Raw genomic sequence first — 17,619 nt, 5'->3', positions numbered from 1 at the left:
CAGCGGGTTTATCCCGCGACCAAGGTTGGCAATTGCGATATAAAATTGGTAAAGATACCGTGATGTGAAGGCGTGAAAACAGTCGCGACGTAAAGCCGTGAAAAAATCGCGACCTAAAGTCGCTGCTACGAATGTGAATAAACTTGTAGCAGCGGGTTTATCCCGCGACCAAGGTTGATTCCAATATACTTTTGAAGTTTGCTCTCTATCAAATCTGCTCTATTCTTTATGTGTGTAGGGTTATAAGGATATAGCATGTACAAAAGTCAAAACTTGAGGAAGAAGCGGGTCTCACTCGTAAATCATTTCTATGCAATTACCTTAACGTGCAAAGATAGAAAATCGTACTTTAACTCCTTCTCGATTTGTGCCGAGGCCGCTAAGACGATCATGGCTTGTGAACAGGGGCAGCTTTTTAAAGTTATTGCTTTCGTATTAATGCCAGATCATCTGCACTTAATCATACAATTAAACGGTTCTTTACAGTTACCAGATTCTATTCGAGCGATAAAGGGTCGCATAGCAACCAGTTTACGTTCTTTCGGAGTATTTGGCTTATGGCAAAAAGGTTACTATGAACATTTAATTCGAAGTGAAGACGACTTAAAAGAACAAGCAAGGTATATAATTCAGAATCCAATTAGGGCTAAGCTTGTTACGCGGGTTGGTGAATATCCATATTGGTTTTGTATTTGGGTGTGATTTATTAAGGTGATTGCAGTTAAATAATCACGACCCAAAGTAACAAGGTCGCGACGTAAAGTAACAAGGTCGCGACGTAAAGTCGCTGCTACGAATGTGAATAAACCTGTAGCAGCGGGTTTATCCAGCGACAAATTAAGATGCTAGGCTTAGTTGAGCAAAGCGTTTCAAAAATTGCGAAAACTCTTCACCTAATTGCTCATCGCGAATAGCATATTCAACAATGGCTTTAAGGTAACCAAACTTGTCGCCACAATCATGCGAACGACCGCTCATATGAAAAGCCTCAACAGTTTCCTGTTCCATCAGCATATCAATAGCATCGGTTAACTGGATTTCTCCACCAGCACCGACTGGCGTTTTTCTTAGTAGTGGCCAAATGTTTTTAGAAAGCACATAGCGACCAACAACTGCTAGATTAGAAGGAGCGTCTTCTATGGCTGGCTTTTCTACCATATGCTTTATTGCACTACTTTCACCTGGACGTAGCGACACCCCGTTGATATCAGCAATACCATACTTGCAGACATCCTGCTGTGGTACAGGCTCTAACATAATTTGGCTAGCTTTCGTTTGGTTGAAACGAGATAGCATTGCAGCTAAATTTTCTTTTTCCTGATCCGCAGTGTATTCATCTAAAATGACATCGGGCAGTACAACAACAAAATCGTTATCACCAACAATAGGTTGCGCGCACAAAACAGCATGGCCAAGACCTTTGGCTTCACCCTGGCGAACATGCATAATCGTAACATCTTCAGGGCAAATCGAGCGCACTTCATCTAAAAGTTTACGTTTTACACGTTTTTCGAGCGTCGCTTCCAATTCAAAGCTGGTATCAAAATGGTTTTCAATTGCATTTTTTGATGAGTGAGTCACTAACACAATTTCTTTAATACCCGCAGCAACACATTCTTTGACAATATATTGAATGAGCGGCTTATCTACCAAAGGTAACATTTCTTTAGGAATAGCTTTGGTCATCGGGAGCATGCGAGTACCAAGGCCCGCGACAGGAATAACTGCTTTCATAAAAAGTCCATATTTTGACTGGTTTCCAATTTTCACCCTGCATTGTAGCGCTTCATACAAAAGTTGCAAATCAGATTAAGTTGCAATTTCTTCAATAGTATTTGGGAGTATACTCTAATACTTCATTTTATGCCGTTGCTTCGCTTCTTAACTAGTTTGGAGCTCTTGCTCAAGCTATTAGGCGAATGGGAACATCATGCACAACAAGAGCTGAATGAGCACTGATTTTGGAGATTACAGCTTTGATCTTTCTACGCTTTTTTATATCTCAATTGAGAGTTACTGTGCATAAGCCAAACTGATTTGTCTTGCACAATAGTGGCTCTATCTAGTAAAACATAAAAGTTGACTTAATTTTTTATTAAGGTCAACTTTACGGCAGGAATATGGCTTGAATGTGAAGGCGTAGCGTAGTGATCTCATTAAAGCGATGTTAGCTTGCATTACGACTGCGTTTATCGCGATCTGTAACTTATAGGGTTAAATATCATATCTATTTGATTCGGCTATTTTTTAGCGGTACTTTAAATTGGATAGTCGTAATAAAAAAGCCCCTCTCGGGGCTTAAATTAACCTTTAGATATGGAATAATTAAAAGTTAACTGTGATTTCGTTTGAGCAGATTTCACCAGATTGACATACTTTATATGTGTAGCTGGTGGCTTCTAAATCACGTGAGAAGTCTCTGAACTTACCCGTGTTTGCAATCGTTTCAAGTACTTGACCATCACGGTAAATCGTTACTTCATCAGCACTGCTGCCTTGCCATGAAAGTTCTACGCGGATAAAGCCTAAGCGAGACTTGTTTGCGCGAACTAATGATAGCTCAACTTCATCAGTGCTAACTGCAACAGACTGAGTGGTTGTGTGGCTGTTGCCTTCACTATCAGTCACCGTTAGAGAAACACTGTACTCACCAGACGCTGCAAATTCATGAATTGGGCTTGCGTCAGTACTGATGCTGCCATCACCAAAATCCCATGCCCAGCTAACGATATCATCATTCGGATCACGGCTTTCATCAGTGAATGTCACGGCAAGGCCTGAAGCTGCAAAGCTAAAGCCCGCAACAGGAGGTTGAGGTGATGCTTCGCCTAGACCCGTTAGGTTTAGAGTCCAGCTGTTCAATGTACCTGTATCGATACCTGCATTATCTGAGACAGACAATGTCCAATCACCCGTTGCAACTTCACCATTAAATGCCGCAGAGTTAAAGGTTTGGTTAATGTCATCAGCACCGCCACCTTGACGGTTGTGCAGTGTTGCCACTGTACCCGCAGGAGAGGTAAGCGTAACAATTAAGTCGCCGATGTAGGTGTGTGTAATATCCACTAAAGTATTGCTATCAAATACAGTAACGGTGTCAGCTACAGTGATCACAGAAGTAATACCTGAAGCATCGTTATCTGGAATGTCTACCGCGGTAGTATTTTCATAGCTGAAATCACTTAACCCTTGAGGTAATACATACAGCCCTACTTGCTCTTGATCTGCAAGTTCGCCGGATGTTGCATTAAGCGTGAAACTATATTCACCCCACTGAGTTGAAGCTGTCGTTGGTACTGAAAGAGTTACTGTATCGCCTGGCATTGCAGTAGTCGCAGACAATGTCGCACCTGCAATTGGTGAAGTAACAGACAAGTCAATGGTGCCCTGCCAGTCAGCGACTGAAGCAAAAGTAAATTCGTATGTTGCAGTATCGCCCGCTGTGATTTCTTGATTAGCAGGACGAGCTGATACTCTAAAGCCCGGCTCTGGATCTGCATCAATTACTGCTTGATTCACATTTAAGCGCTTACCAGACACAGTTTTATCAGTAAGATCTGCATTAACATCACCGCTTTGCATTAGTAGGTTTTTAAGCTCAATAGCAGTGAGTGTCGGGTTGATAGAAAGTACCAGGGCCGCCGCACCTGCAACGTGAGGTGTTGCCATTGAAGTACCTGAGTAGCTTGAGTAACCACCACCCGGAACGGTAGATAAAATTGCGCTACCTGGTGCACCCATATCTACAGACGTTAGGCCCCATTGTGAAAATGAAGACATCGCGTCAGTGTGTGTTGTACTTGCGATAGAGAATACGCTGTCGTGCTCATAGCTTGAAGGGTAGTGAGGGTTTACATCGTTATCTACGGCACTGTTACCTGCAGCGGCAACAAATAAGATGTCCGCATTTTCACTCGCAGTGATCGCATCAGAGAGTGCTTGGCTAAAGCCGCCGCCGCCCCAACTGTTATTAGTAACACGAACGTTGTGACCCGCATTTTTAAGCGCAACCATATAATCAATACACTCAATCGCATCAGAGGTTGAGCCCGAGCCAGATGCATCTAGGAATTTACAGCCTACGATAGACACCTCATGGTTTACACCTGCAACGCCCGTCGCATCATTACCAGACGCACCGATAGTACCAGATACGTGCGTGCCGTGACCTTGGTCGTCCATAGGGTCGCCGCTACCTGTAATGGCGTTAATACCGAAAACATCATCAATATAGCCGTTACCATCATTATCAATGCCATCTCCAGCGATCTCTCCTGGATTGCGCCATGCGTTTGCTGCAAGATCTGGGTGGGTATAATCAACACCGGTATCGATCACACCGACGATAATATCACGTGAACCAATAGTGATATCCCATGCTTCAGGGGCATCAATATCTGCATCAGCGGTACCACCAGTTTGACCTGTGTTATGCATACCCCAAAGCTCACCAAAACGGCTATCATCCGGAATACCTAATGCTTTTACTTGATAGTCTGGCTCGACATATTCGATGGCTGGGTGGTTAGCTAGCTTTTCAATTGCTTGCTTTGCCTTGATGCTATCTAGTTTAAAGTTTGCTAAACGGCCTTTTAAAACATGGCGGTATTTGTCGTCTACACCATCAGCGTTCAAATCCGCCATCTTTGCCTTTACAAGATTTCTTGCATTGGCACGAAGTGCAGCAGAAGTGTTTTCTTTAAACACGACTAGGATGCTGTCATCAGCGGTTGCAGTTGTAGTTTCGATTTGAACTGCTGCTTGAGAAGTGAAAGCTAGTACAGGAAGCAAAGCCAAAGACAATGCAGAAAGTTTAGATCTCATATTAATAACCTTTTTAATTTCAAGCGTATCCATCAATACACAATTTTTTGAGTTGGTAGTTTTTCTGGTAGTGGCTGTGGTCTTTTTGGCAACGTTTTAAAACCTAGACCCAGATATTGAGCAGCGCAATGTAAAAAAAGGGTTAATTAATAAAATCAGTTTTTTTTACTGATTTTTAATTTTTGAAATAGATTATTTGGTTCTTTTTTATGGGGTGAGTGGATGTGGGGACGATTGAACTTTCGTCATACTTTTTTTGTATCTCCATATTTTACTCGTAATTTTATGTGACTTTACCTTTGTATTTCATTGAAATTATTGGGGTATTTTTTTCATAAAATTTTCTTATTTATCTTCAGTTGTTCCCATCTTAGAGTTGAAGGTGACAAGACGTAATAAAATATATTATTTCAACATATGAATTTGCTGACTTTGATATAGATTATGTTTTTCACTAAAAATGTAACACTCTGGTAACTGGCACAGGTGGGAGCGACTCAAGAGTAATGAGTCATAACAGGACGTTAGTTAAGTGAAAAGTTGCAGTTGGCTGAGTTCGGCAACAACTCAAGGCCTGCACCGATCACTTAATTGGAAAATAATATAATAAATCTCTAAGGAGAACAGTGTGAAGTTTTCAAAATCAATCGTGAGTTGCGCTATCGCGCTTGCGCTAACACATTCAGTTACAGCACATGCTGAGGCAAAATCAGATAATAAACCACTTTCAACTTCTGCACTTTCACAAGTGGAGCGTGCTAGTGGAACAAGTAATGAACTTAAACTTTCACAAACTTCAGGTAGTCAAGGCGGTAACGAGTTAGCGTCGGTGCAGCTGGGTACTTCTAACCTGACAGATGTAACTACGATCGGCGACAACAATATTACTGAGGCCGATCAGAATGGTACTGGTAACGTCGCTATTATTACGACCACCGGTAACAATAATAGCCAAGTATATAGCCAAGATGGTGAATCTAACGGCGCATTAACCGAGGTTACTGGTGATGATAACGCGATTGACATTCAGCAATCAGGTAGCGGGATCCTTGGAATTAATAACGAAGCCATCAATGTGATTAATGGCGATCAAAATACTATTACAGTATCTCAAGGTTCTGGCGGCCAATGGTTCTATAACCTAAATATGCAAGGTAGCCAAAACGAAGTAACAGCGACACAAACAGGTACGTGGAACGAAGCGACACTTGAGTCAGTACAAGGTGATATGAACCAAATCACCTTAGATCAAGATGGTGTGTACAACCAATATAAAGTAGTTAGTCTACAAGGTAACGAAAACGAAATTGAATCGAGCCAAAGCGGCAACTTCAATGTTATCTCTGTAGAGACTGTGATTGGTGATGACAACCAAGTTGAGATCGAGCAATCGGAAGGTGATAGCAATACGGTTAACGTATTTGAAATTACTGGAGACAATAACGAGCTTAGTATCGATCAGGAAGGCTCAACTAACACCTTCGCGTCAGATTTATTAGTTGGTAACGACAACGAAGTGATGACTGAACAACGTGGCGACGAGAACAAAGCCCAAGCAGACGTTATCGGTGATAATAACGAATTTACTGCGATGCAAATCGGTAATGGTAACGAGATGTATCTTGGGGTTGCTGGCGAGAACAATGAATTCTCAGCAACTCAAGTAGGTGATGCGAACATCGCACACATTGCGAACTTCAACGGTAGTGATAATGATGTTGATGTTACCCAAACAGGTGATGAAAACGAGGCAGTGGTGCAGTCATCTTATCCTGACGTTAGCCTGGCAAGTAATGATAACGCAGTTGATATTTCACAAAGTGGCACAGGCAATGGTGTTGTTGTGACAATGAGCAGCGTATTTGATAGTAGCTCAAACCAAGTAGATATTGCGCAGTCTGGCGAGTTCAACGCGATTGATCTGATGCTTGAAGGCAGTCGCAATATGCTAGACATCACACAAAATGGTAGCAACAACTTTGTGATGGGTATGGGTTCTGAGGCATTCATCATCAATGGCGATGATAATGCGTTTACAGTAAGCCAAATTGGTGACGGCAACTTGGTCCAAGGCGGAATTACAGGTAGTGGTCAAAACATTACCGTAACTCAGGTTGGTGACAACAACGTTGCGACTATCACTCAGCAATAACTAAGTAATAGCTAAGCAATTTAGGTAGGGGGCAAAATCGGCCCCCATATTTTGTACTTTTCAGCTTACCAAAACATCAATGTGGATCTCGTCAGCAAAGACATTCTACGCCGTGAGTAAACAAATAATGATAAGAATAATAACACTCTTGAGCGCTATACTCGCTTCTACATTTTCACTGAGTGCACAAGAAGATGTAGAAATTGATGGTTTAGTGATGGATCAGAGTATCAGCCGATTTGGTCACCAGTTTTACTTTCAATTTTCACAGCTGTGGAGAGATGTTCCTAACACCTCGGGAATTAATATCACGATTAAAGAAACGGTTTTGCCAAGAGCTGGCACTCGTCTTGAGGTATTAATGAATAATCGAGCAGTCTACGCGACAGCTATGGGAAGAAGAGGCGGCTCCGTTGATGAGCGAGTCGAAACAGCCATTTTCACCATTATGGATGCAATGGCAAGAGAACAATATCAACAGAGTGGCTCTGAAGATCTAGCTGCGAGCGGGTGGTAAAATGACAACAATAAAAACAACAATCATGTTCGCTGGTTTAATACTACTTAGTAGTGCTCATGTGACAGCGACTGAGCTTGTATATAAACCAATTAACCCTGCATTTGGTGGTAACCCGTTAAATGCCAATATGTTACTGAGTAAAGCACAATCTCAGAACAAGCATAGAGCACCAATCATAGAAAAGACTTATGATGAAAAGTTTCAAGAATCACTCGAGCGTACCTATCTCAACCGTTTGGTGAGAGAGATCACGGATGTAGCGTTTGGTGAGGATATTCAAGACAGTATCTTTAATCAAGATGCGACATTTATGAGTGGCGACTATCAAATCCAAGTGATCACCAGCACACCCGACACCATCACAGTGAGAATAACGAATACGGCATCGGGTGAGGAAACCATTCTGGAAGTACCTAGGTTTGCCTCATCGGCTGGTGGAGGATATTAAATGCTCCGCGTAATTTTATTGGTATTTTTATTACTGCTTAGCGGTTGCTCTAGCATGTCACGCGTGTTACCACCCTCGCAAAGTGTAGCAATTGAGCTGACCGACACTGAAACTTTTGCAGAATTGAAAAACTTACCCACACCGAAAGGGCGAATCCCCGTTTCTGTTTATTCATTTCGCGACCAAACAGGGCAATACAAGCCACAAGATAATGTCAGTTCATTTTCAACAGCGGTGACCCAAGGTGCTAATTCAATTTTAATGCAGGCACTACACGAAACGGATTGGTTTATTCCGGTAGAGCGTGAAGGACTGCAAAACCTGCTGACTGAGCGCAAAATTATTCGTGCATCAAGTGATGATAATGACACAAACGCTTTACCTCCTTTAATGACTGCAAAGATCATTTTAGAAGGCGGGATAATCAGCTATGACTCTAATATCCGTACAGGTGGTTTGGGGATGGAGTATTTTGGCATAGGTGCATCTGAGCTTTATCGTGAGGATGTTATCTCCATTTATATGCGCGCAGTTGATGTTCGTACAGGACAAGTGTTGCTTTCCGTCGCAAGTAGCAAAAAAGTGCTATCCATGGAGGTTCGGGCTGGTTTTTTCCGCTATGTAAGTTATAAACGGTTGGCAGAAGCTGAAGCGGGGTTTAGCGATAATGAACCGATGCACATTTGTGTAACCCAAGCGATAGAAAAAGCGCTGACTTTGATGGTAAAACAGGGCATTGAAAAAGGCGTGTGGTCGGCCGCAACAGCATCGTAGGTCGCGCTTTAGCGCGACAAACCTTTGCCACACCGCTCCCTTTTGCATGGCACGCGCCACCAACCGTAGGTCGTGCTTTAGCGCGACAAACCTTTGCCACACCGTTCCCTTTTGCATGGCACGCACCACCAACCGTAGGTTGTGCTTTAGCTCGACACATCTTTAAGCGCGATACAACCTTGAACACGTCTTCACATAATCCATCTAAAAATAAAGAATAATACTGGTGCATGAGATTCAACAATAAAGTCAGCCACCAATAAGCTGAGTATGTTAATCTAAACGGCAATGAAATAATAAAGAACGCTAACATCATGCACGTACATATTTTAGGGATTTGCGGTACCTTTATGGGCGGGATCGCAGCCATCGCTCAATCATTGGGGCACAAAGTCACAGGTTCAGATCTTAATGTTTACCCGCCGATGAGTACACAACTTGAATCGCTCGGAATTGAACTAACTCAAGGGTACGACCCTAAGCAACTCATTGATGTTGAGCCTGATGTGGTGATCATCGGCAATGCCATGAGTCGTGGTAATCCGTGCGTTGAATATGTTTTAGAAAAGGGTATGTGTTATACCTCAGGCCCTGAATGGTTAAAAGACCATGTATTACGCCAGTCATGGGTGTTGGCGGTTGCCGGTACGCATGGCAAAACAACCACAGCAAGTATGTTAGCGTGGTTACTCGAATACGCAGGATTACGCCCGGGCTTTTTGATTGGTGGCATAGTGCAAAACTTTGGTGTGTCGGCGCGCACCTCAGATACGCCATTCTTTGTTATCGAAGCCGACGAATACGATACGGCGTTTTTCGATAAACGCAGCAAGTTTGTTCATTATTTACCTCGCACGTTAATACTCAATAATCTTGAATATGATCACGCTGATATTTTTTCAGATTTAAACGCCATTCAAACCCAGTTTCATCATTTAATTCGCACGCTACCCAGTAAGGGGAAGGCCATATATCCAGCAGATGATGCTGCGTTACAAAACGTCATTGAACGCGGTTTTTGGAGCGAGCAGGAATCCCTTGGTAAAGAATGGTCGTATAACCTGCTCAAAGCTGACGGCTCTCGCTTTACGGTGTTATTTGAAGGCGAAGAAAAAGGCGAAGTAAATTGGCAGGCGATTGGTGTGCATAATGTGAAAAACGCCATGATGGCGATTGCGGCAGCAAGACATGTGGGCATTCCAATTGAGGTGAGTATCGAAGCGCTAGGGCAATTTATTTCTCCTAAACGCCGTATGGAAATTAAAGGGGAAGTCAATGGCGTTACTGTCTATGATGACTTCGCGCATCACCCTACAGCAATAGCAACGACCCTAGCAGGGCTTAGAGCTAAAGTTGGAGGTGCACCTATCATTGCTATTTTAGAGCCGCGCTCAAATACGATGAAGCTTGGCATTCATCAAGAAACCTTATTGCAATCGCTTGATGCGGCAGATGAAGTGTATCTATTCGAACCAGATGGCTTATCTTGGTCTCTTAAAGCACAAGCCGAAGCCGCGGGTCGTCAGTGTTTTGCAAGTGTGGATGAGATTGTCGCACAGGTTGTGACAAATCAAGCACCAAACCAGCATGTGTTGATCATGAGTAATGGTGGTTTTGGTGGCATCCACGACAAACTTTTAACTGCATTGAAAAAGTAATCATTATGTCAGAACAAACATTTAATGGGCCAATTACGCTGGCCTTTAGCGGTGCGTCGGGCGCCCCTTACGGATTGAGATTACTCGAGGTATTGGTGTCGTTAAACTATCAAGTTTACGTGCTAATCTCGAGCGCAGCCAGAGTAGTGCTGGATACTGAGTCCAATCTAAAACTCTCTGGTAATGAACAAAAAGCAACGGAGCAACTACAGGCGCTTTTCTGTGCTAAAGATAAGCAAATTCAGGTGTTTGGTAAAGATAATTGGTTTAGTCCTGTGGCATCTGGCTCGGCGGCTCCAAAGCAGATGATAGTGTGTCCGTGTAGCGCAGGAAGCGTGTCAGCCATTGCGCTGGGGGCATCTGATAACTTGCTTGAGCGTGCAGCCGATGTGGTGATCAAAGAACGTGGCCAATTAATATTAGTGCCGCGCGAGACGCCCTTTAGTCCGATTCATCTTGAAAACATGCTAAAGCTTAGCCGCTTGGGGGTGACTATCATGCCTGCAGCGCCCGGCTTTTATCATCAGCCACAAAGTATCGACGATTTGGTCGACTTTATGGTGGCCCGTATTTTAGATCATCTACACATAGAGCATACCCTAGCTAAGCGCTGGGGTTATGGAGAATAATAAAATATGACAATCGCACTGAACATCAAAGGGTTAAAAAAGGTTTATAGTAATGGCGTTGAAGCCGTTAAAGGCATTGATCTCGAAGTTCAAGAAGGGGATTTCTTCGCATTGCTCGGTCCAAATGGGGCGGGTAAATCTACCACGATAGGGGTTATTGCTTCACTGGTGAATAAAACCCAAGGCAGTGTAGAGGTTTTTGGCCATAGTATTGATACCCACTTGGAAGATGCGAAGTCGAACTTAGGTTTAGTACCACAGGAGTTCAACTTTAGCCAATTCGAGACGCTAAACCAAATTCTAGTGACTCAGGCGGGCTATTATGGTGTGCCAAGAGACGTTGCCCATCAGCGAGCCGAGAAGTATCTCAAGCAGCTGGGATTATTTGAGAAAAAAGATAAGCAAGCCCGCACGCTATCCGGCGGTATGAAGCGTCGCTTGATGATTGCAAGAGCATTGATGCATGAGCCTAAGCTTCTTATTTTGGATGAGCCTACGGCTGGTGTGGACATTGAGCTACGCCGTTCTATGTGGGACTTTTTACGTGAAATTAATAAGCAAGGCGTAACGATTATACTCACAACGCATTACTTAGAAGAAGCTGAGCTGTTGTGCCGAAATATTGCGATTATTGATAAAGGCACGATTGTTGAGCATACGACCATCAAGGCATTACTTGCAAAGTTGGATAAAGAAACGTTTGTACTTGATCTTAAACCACCCATGCAGCCTGTGGCACTCGATGGTTACCAGTTTACCACTGTCGATGACCATACGATTGAGGTAGAAGTAGCGAAGTCGCAAGGGCTCAATGGGGTATTCACACAACTCACAGAGCAAGGTAATCAAGTATTAAGTATGCGTAACAAAGCTAACCGCTTAGAAGAGTTGTTTGTTGGCTTACTGGAGCAGGGGAGAGGGGCATAATTGTGTTGAAATATGGCGTCGCGTTAAAAAGTATTTGGATAAAAGAGTGTATTCGGTTTTTACGTATTTGGGTGCAAACCTTAGTACCGCCAGCGATCACCATGACACTTTATTTTGTGATATTTGGCAGTTTAATTGGCTCGCGCATTGGTGAGATGGGGGGCTTTAGCTACATGGAGTTTATTGTACCTGGCTTAATCATGATGTCGGTGATCACCAACTCCTATTCTAATGTTGCCTCGAGTTTTTACTCCACCAAGTTTCAAAAGAGCATTGAAGAGCTACTCGTTGCACCTGTGCCTAACTATATTATTGTACTTGGCTATATGGGCGGTGGCATGGCGAGAGGCATGCTCGTTGGGCTTATTGTTACTATCGTCAGTCTGTTTTTCGTGGATATTCAAATTCACAATCTTGCTGTTATCATCATTACGGTTATTTTAACGTCAGCCGTGTTTGCATTAGGTGGTTTGATCAATGCGGTGTTTGCTAACAGTTTCGACGATATTAGTATTATTCCGACTTTTGTGCTGACCCCTCTGACCTACCTTGGTGGCGTATTCTACTCAATCACATTACTGCCGGAGTTTTGGCAAGGTGTGTCGCAGATAAATCCAATCATTTATATGGTAAATGCCTTCCGTTTTGGCTTTTTAGGGGTCTCCGACGTTGATATTGGCGTCGCCTTTACGGTATTAGGCGTATTTATATGCGGGCTATTTTGGTTGTCACTGCACTTAATTAAACGCGGTGTTGGGCTAAGACACTAATCGCAGGATAAAGAATGAGCGCTGCCATCAATTGCAGCGCTCTTGCGTTATTTCAGGTAAAATCCTTACCATTCCCCCTTAATAATGACTGGTTATGACAGAAGCAAACTCTCGTAGTATCACCACTAATCAACAAGGGCTACACGAAAAGCTCGATGAAATCGTTACTAAGCATCTAACCGCTGAGTTTAAAAAGCCCATTGCGGCACATACACAAAATGCTTTCGATGAGGTCAATGCACGAGTACAGGCCTTTAATGGACCGATTATTTTGGACTCATGTTGTGGTGTTGGTGAAAGTACGGCAAATTTGGCGAAGCGACACCCTGATGCGTTGGTAATTGGCATCGACAAGTCTGCGCATCGACTAGATAAACACGATGTTGAATATAAACAAACGGAGCAAGGCCAATATATTTTGGTGCAAGCCGATCTTAACGACTTTTGGCGATTAGCGCTGGAAGCTGATTGGCAGCCAACTCACCATTATTTGCTGTATCCTAATCCGTGGCCGAAAGCTAAACATATTCAAAGGCGTTGGCATGGTAGCGCGGTGTTTCCTTTTATCGTCAAGTTAGGTGGTAAGTTGGAGCTGCGCAGTAATTGGGATATTTATGTCAAAGAGTTTGCCAGAGCTTTGGCGCTTAGCGGCGTTGATGTTGAAGTGGAAGCCTATGAAAGTGATGAGGCCATTACGCCCTTTGAACGTAAGTATTGGGCAAGTGGTCAATCAAGTACCCGCCTCGTCGTAACGCTTTAATTTAATCCGGCACTTCAGATTGGCATAAGCGGCTTAAAGATGGCCGCTTGCTTTGCCTATCCAGCTCCCTTCCAATCTTGCAACGCCCGCAGCTTCCAACTGTTTTGCCTGTTTGCTGGTGGCAACACAGGGGACAATCAAGTCGATCCGCTTGGCATTGCAATGACTTGCTAGATATTCAATGGAGCTCAGCAGCATCTCATCTTCATCTAAGTTTTCACAAATACTGGCTTCTAAACAAATGGCATCCAGTGGGAGTTTTAAGATCCGGTTGATGGTTAGAAAGCCGCTATTCACACCTGTTACAGCAACATTTGCACCTTTTGCTTTTAACGACTGCATCATTAAGCTCATATCACTAAAGTTTTTGAGTACATCCGTTTCATTAAACTCAAATGTGATGAGCTGTGGCTGCGGGTAACGGCGTAGGATCTGGCTGATATATTCAAAATATTCCGCATCCGCGATTTCACTGTGGCTTAATTGCATGCTCCAAGCATGGTTTGATTTACGAAATCGGGTGACGCATAACTCAAGTAGCTTCATGCTAATTTGGGCGCGGAGTTTTGGTTGCTTCATCACTGGGTAAAAATGTTCGGCGTCGATGATAGCGCCGCGCTCGTTAAGGACGCGTGCCGTGCAATGGTACTGAATGTCAGCATGATCATGACAAGCTTTACGCGGCGTAAAGAAAGGAATGATGCGGTCGGATTCACACGCGCTTTGCAGTAAACGGGTGAGGTGGAGATTTTTTGATTGTTGCTGAGGGTTTATTTGTAGCTGAGAATCAAAATAACACACTTGGGTATTTTGCTGTTGAGCCTGACGTAGCGCGAGAAAAGCATTTTCAAGTAACAGCGCGCAATTGCCTTTAGCAACACCCGCACACAAATTAACGTATAAATGCGGCGCGTCGTATATGGGTTTTGCACAAGGGAATGACTCGGTTAAGTTCGCCAAATAATGCTCACCGTTTTCGATACTGGTAACTAGTGCAATTTTAGAGGTAGTAAGGCGATAAACCTCAAATGGATGGGTAAACTCGCTAAAGTAACTCATGACTTTTGCCATAACGTTATCGCCAACTTCCGTGCCATAGAAGCTAATGATATCCTCAAGCTCTTTAACCCACACCACGCTTAAGCATAGGTGTTGCGATTTAGAATATTTAAGTGCTTGCTCAAGAGCGATACGGTTGCCAAACCCGGTGCGGCTATCAGTTGTTAAGGTCTTCTTGTAGTACATAAAGTACAAGCTCACGACGACCAAAAACATCACAAAGAAGAAGCTAGCGTCAATGGCTGCATCCATTACACTTTCTTGTAACCGACTTTCTAAATCGTGAATGGTTAAGTCAGCACCTGCTATATAAGTAGTGCCATCGGGTAGCACAAAAGGAATAAACACACTTTTAAAGTGGCCCCATTTGTCTTTGGCTATTTCAAACACAGGTTCGGTAGAATGAAAGGCGCTTTTTAGGGTAATCGAGGCCTCGGAATAAACGTCTTGATAACGTGTAAGTCTGTTGAGTTTAAGATCTTCACGGGTGTAACTGGACGCGGTAAAGTGCACATAAGGTGGCTTAAGCACCATGGTATAGACATATTCAACATTTAGAGCACGGGCAAGCTCGGTGAGGGCATGACTTTTTTGCTTAAATTCGGCTGGGGTTATTTGCTCTGGTGACTCGTGATACTTTTTGCCTACAATGACGTTGGCGCTGGTGGCAGCATTGATTAGCTGGGCGTCGATCCTCGCCATGATATCGCGACGCGTATCATAATAGTTGGCGATAACATAAATCGATAGGGCAGCTAAAAAGATGAAAGAGGCTAAAGCGAGCCAAGCAACAGGGAGTCGGGAAGTATAACCTGTAAACCCTAAGAGCGGAGTCGCTTTTGCTAAATGGTGTTTAGACTTAGCTTTGAGGGGTTGAGCTACACTCCGAGTATTCATGATAATCCTTTATCCACAATATCGATATCTAACGACGATAAAATGCCTAACTGGCGTAAGCGTGGTGGCTGCTTTGTTACATAATATAAACAATACAACATAAATTGACGTCTTGAGAAGAAATAAAGCAAAAAACTTTCTCTCCAATGATCAATAAAATGCATTGTTGCGGGCAAGTCGGTAATATACCGTTTTGCTGGGGTTATGTCCCCATTTTATACCTTATTTTTGACGAGAATGTAAAATAGAAACGTCAAGATACAGGTGGATTTTTCACTGAACTTTCGTTGGGTTTTCATAAAATTGTCAATGTTTCATGAATTTTAACTAGACAATAGAAGACAACTCCCTTTCTTTACAGTAAAGTTAGCCATTTCATGTATCACAATCTCTTGTGCAATTTGTATCTATTCAATTTCTAAAATGGGTAGATAGGCTACTGCACTGTTTGATGTTTAGGTAGTATTGATGGGTCCAAAGCGTTGCGCCGTTGCGTCTGAAGAAAGCTTAATGCGTATATTTACCGTGCCTGAGGCGCCAGATTCAACTTTAAGCAGAATCGAGCAAGAAATCTCGAGCAATTTGGCTGGCTTTTTAAATGAGAATATTGCGGCAATCGAAAAGCCACTGCACGAAGTTGAAAAAGACTTTCAGTCGGCGGTGATCCCTGAAGTGCCGATGTTTGTCTCCGACTATGCGCAAGAAATCATGGAGCAATTAGTTGCCCACTCAGTGCATACCGCAGCCCCAAGTTTTATTGGGCATATGACCTCAGCTTTACCGCATTTCGTGTTGCCTCTGTCGAAGTTGATGGTGGGACTCAATCAGAATCTAGTCAAAATTGAAACGTCAAAAGCTTTTACTCCACTTGAACGTCAAGTGTTGGGAATGATGCATCACTTGGTTTATAGCAGTGATGATGCTTTCTACGATAAATGGATGCACAGCGCAAAAACGTCACTAGGTGCGTTTTGTTCGGGTGGGACCATCGCCAATATAACCGCGCTTTGGATAGCACGAAACCGTTTATTAAAAGCGGATGGTGAATTTAAAGGTATTGGCGCATCGGGTATTGTGGCCGCAATGCTACATTATGGTTATCGAGGCTTAGCGGTATTAGTTTCTGAAAGAGGTCATTATTCACTAGGTAAGGCCGCAGATGTTTTAGGTATTGGCCGCGATAACTTCATCTCAATCAAAACGGCTGGCAATAATAAGGTTGATGTTGATGCCATGCGAACTAAAGCTCATGAGCTTGAAGCACAAGGGATAAAAGTACTGGCTTTGGTTGGTGTTGCTGGGACGACCGAAACGGGCAATATTGATCCACTTGAAGAGATGGCTGACTTAGCCGAAGAGCTCAATTGCCACTTTCATGTCGACGCCGCTTGGGGTGGAGCAACACTACTATCGAATAACAATCGCTACCTTCTGAAAGGGGTGGAGCGAGCAGACTCAATAACCATAGATGCGCACAAGCAAATGTATGTGCCTATGGGAGCGGGTATGGTGCTATTTAAAGACCCCGCAGCATCTGATGCAATTGAACACCACGCCGAATACATCTTACGGAAAGGCTCTAAAGATCTGGGAAGTCATACATTAGAGGGGAGTCGTCCAGGTATGGCGATGTTAGTGCATGCATGTCTGCGTGTTATTGGCCGTCAAGGCTATGAGATGCTTATTGATAAAGGGATTGAAAAGGCGCGGTACTTTGCTGAATTAATTAAACAAACCCCTGATTTTGAGCTGATCTCTGAACCTGAGCTATGTTTGCTGACATACCGCTATGTGCCTGAGCAAATAAAAGCGGCAATCGCACTAGCGGATGAGCAGGAAAAAATCGATATTTATGCCGCACTTAACCGTTTTACTGCGAGCATGCAAAAGCGTCAGCGTGAAGCAGGACGCTCTTTTGTTTCTCGAACACGATTAACACCAGAGCAATATGATCGCCAACCAACGGTAGTATTCCGAGTGGTTTTGGCCAACCCTCTGACATCAGAGTCTTTGCTTAAGGAAATCATGGATGAACAACGGCAATTGGCAATGTCAGATCCGGTATTTAAAAAATACCTCGCAAAATATATTAAATAACCAACGAATGAAGTGGCCTCGTGCCACTTAAATAATCTCAGGTTTATTACCTTTTAGCATTACCTCCTTTACGGGTTGCTCTACACGGCGGGATCACACTTTGT

Annotated in this window: 14 protein-coding genes; 11 read left to right on the top strand and 3 right to left on the bottom strand. The window is 43.4% G+C overall.

All coding sequences use genetic code 11. The features are described 5' to 3' along the window. Window positions 1-255: 255 nt before the first annotated feature. The gene (locus CWC03_RS12425) at window positions 256-702 is read left to right on the top strand and encodes an REP-associated tyrosine transposase (protein WP_138582180.1); all 447 of its coding nucleotides are present in this window, start codon (window positions 256-258) and stop codon (window positions 700-702) included. 135 nt (window positions 703-837) lie between these two features. Here the strand turns inward: CWC03_RS12425 and galU are convergent, their stop codons facing one another. Together galU and CWC03_RS12415 are read right to left on the bottom strand one after the other, a co-directional pair. Beyond that, window positions 838-1,734, bottom strand: coding sequence for a UTP--glucose-1-phosphate uridylyltransferase GalU (galU, locus tag CWC03_RS12420; protein WP_138582179.1), 897 nt, complete (start codon window positions 1,732-1,734; stop codon window positions 838-840). Between the two features lie 591 nt (window positions 1,735-2,325). After that, complete coding sequence (locus CWC03_RS12415; RefSeq protein ID WP_349304211.1) at window positions 2,326-4,824, bottom strand: S8 family serine peptidase; 2,499 nt, start codon at window positions 4,822-4,824, stop codon at window positions 2,326-2,328. 628 nt (window positions 4,825-5,452) lie between these two features. On the opposite strand from CWC03_RS12415, the gene CWC03_RS12410 reads away from it, so the two are divergent. The 9 genes from CWC03_RS12410 (at window position 5,453) to trmB (ending at window position 13,462) form a co-directional block, all read left to right on the top strand. After that, complete coding sequence (locus tag CWC03_RS12410) at window positions 5,453-6,976, top strand: autotransporter outer membrane beta-barrel domain-containing protein (protein ID WP_138582177.1); 1,524 nt, start codon at window positions 5,453-5,455, stop codon at window positions 6,974-6,976. A gap of 127 nt (window positions 6,977-7,103) precedes the next feature. After that, complete coding sequence (locus CWC03_RS12405; RefSeq protein ID WP_249314025.1) at window positions 7,104-7,493, top strand: CsgE family curli-type amyloid fiber assembly protein; 390 nt, start codon at window positions 7,104-7,106, stop codon at window positions 7,491-7,493. A gap of 1 nt (window position 7,494) precedes the next feature. After that, window positions 7,495-7,944, top strand: a complete 450-nt coding sequence (locus CWC03_RS12400; RefSeq protein ID WP_171040248.1) for a curli assembly protein CsgF — start codon at window positions 7,495-7,497, stop codon at window positions 7,942-7,944. After that, window positions 7,945-8,718, top strand: a complete 774-nt coding sequence (locus tag CWC03_RS12395) for a CsgG/HfaB family protein (protein ID WP_138582176.1) — start codon at window positions 7,945-7,947, stop codon at window positions 8,716-8,718. It abuts the gene before it with no gap. A 314-nt stretch (window positions 8,719-9,032) separates the two neighbouring features. After that, a complete protein-coding gene (gene mpl, locus CWC03_RS12390; RefSeq protein ID WP_138582175.1) occupies window positions 9,033-10,376 on the top strand; it encodes a UDP-N-acetylmuramate:L-alanyl-gamma-D-glutamyl-meso-diaminopimelate ligase in 1,344 nt (447 codons plus the stop codon). A gap of 5 nt (window positions 10,377-10,381) precedes the next feature. Next, window positions 10,382-11,005, top strand: a complete 624-nt coding sequence (locus CWC03_RS12385) for a flavin prenyltransferase UbiX (RefSeq protein ID WP_138582174.1) — start codon at window positions 10,382-10,384, stop codon at window positions 11,003-11,005. 6 nt (window positions 11,006-11,011) lie between these two features. Further along, window positions 11,012-11,932 carry an ABC transporter ATP-binding protein gene (locus tag CWC03_RS12380; protein WP_010368501.1) on the top strand — a complete coding sequence of 307 codons (921 nt, stop codon included), beginning with the start codon at window positions 11,012-11,014 and terminating at the stop codon, window positions 11,930-11,932. A gap of 2 nt (window positions 11,933-11,934) precedes the next feature. Then, window positions 11,935-12,702 carry an ABC transporter permease gene (locus tag CWC03_RS12375; protein ID WP_138582173.1) on the top strand — a complete coding sequence of 256 codons (768 nt, stop codon included), beginning with the start codon at window positions 11,935-11,937 and terminating at the stop codon, window positions 12,700-12,702. Window positions 12,703-12,796: 94 nt separating this feature from the next. Beyond that, entirely contained in the window at window positions 12,797-13,462 is a 666-nt protein-coding gene (trmB, locus tag CWC03_RS12370) for a tRNA (guanine(46)-N(7))-methyltransferase TrmB (protein WP_099030537.1), read from the top strand. A gap of 33 nt (window positions 13,463-13,495) precedes the next feature. Here trmB and CWC03_RS12365 read toward each other — a convergent pair whose 3' ends face one another. Further along, the gene (locus CWC03_RS12365; RefSeq protein WP_138582172.1) at window positions 13,496-15,418 is read right to left on the bottom strand and encodes an EAL domain-containing protein; all 1,923 of its coding nucleotides are present in this window, start codon (window positions 15,416-15,418) and stop codon (window positions 13,496-13,498) included. Between the two features lie 468 nt (window positions 15,419-15,886). Between CWC03_RS12365 and panP the strand changes: the two genes are divergently transcribed. Then, entirely contained in the window at window positions 15,887-17,515 is a 1,629-nt protein-coding gene (panP, locus tag CWC03_RS12360) for a pyridoxal-dependent aspartate 1-decarboxylase PanP (RefSeq protein ID WP_138582171.1), read from the top strand. Window positions 17,516-17,619: the final 104 nt, after the last annotated feature.

It is taken from the genome of Pseudoalteromonas sp. S2755 (assembly GCF_005886535.1).
Classification (GTDB): Bacteria; Pseudomonadota; Gammaproteobacteria; order Enterobacterales; family Alteromonadaceae; genus Pseudoalteromonas.
This window is presented reverse-complemented; position numbering and strand designations above follow the sequence as displayed.

What these genes read in the sequence shown, in the direction of transcription:
- CWC03_RS12395 (WP_138582176.1), top strand. Translation starts at nt 7,945, where the DNA reads ATGCTCCGCGTAATTTTATTGGTATTTTTATTACTGCTTAGCGGTTGC.
- CWC03_RS12425 (WP_138582180.1), top strand. Translation starts at nt 256, where the DNA reads ATGTACAAAAGTCAAAACTTGAGGAAGAAGCGGGTCTCACTCGTAAAT.
- CWC03_RS12415 (WP_349304211.1), bottom strand. Translation starts at nt 4,824, where the DNA reads ATGAGATCTAAACTTTCTGCATTGTCTTTGGCTTTGCTTCCTGTACTA.
- trmB (WP_099030537.1), top strand. Translation starts at nt 12,797, where the DNA reads ATGACAGAAGCAAACTCTCGTAGTATCACCACTAATCAACAAGGGCTA.
- CWC03_RS12365 (WP_138582172.1), bottom strand. Translation starts at nt 15,418, where the DNA reads ATGAATACTCGGAGTGTAGCTCAACCCCTCAAAGCTAAGTCTAAACAC.
- galU (WP_138582179.1), bottom strand. Translation starts at nt 1,734, where the DNA reads ATGAAAGCAGTTATTCCTGTCGCGGGCCTTGGTACTCGCATGCTCCCG.
- mpl (WP_138582175.1), top strand. Translation starts at nt 9,033, where the DNA reads ATGCACGTACATATTTTAGGGATTTGCGGTACCTTTATGGGCGGGATC.
- CWC03_RS12400 (WP_171040248.1), top strand. Translation starts at nt 7,495, where the DNA reads ATGACAACAATAAAAACAACAATCATGTTCGCTGGTTTAATACTACTT.
- CWC03_RS12380 (WP_010368501.1), top strand. Translation starts at nt 11,012, where the DNA reads ATGACAATCGCACTGAACATCAAAGGGTTAAAAAAGGTTTATAGTAAT.
- panP (WP_138582171.1), top strand. Translation starts at nt 15,887, where the DNA reads ATGGGTCCAAAGCGTTGCGCCGTTGCGTCTGAAGAAAGCTTAATGCGT.
- CWC03_RS12385 (WP_138582174.1), top strand. Translation starts at nt 10,382, where the DNA reads ATGTCAGAACAAACATTTAATGGGCCAATTACGCTGGCCTTTAGCGGT.
- CWC03_RS12405 (WP_249314025.1), top strand. Translation starts at nt 7,104, where the DNA reads ATGATAAGAATAATAACACTCTTGAGCGCTATACTCGCTTCTACATTT.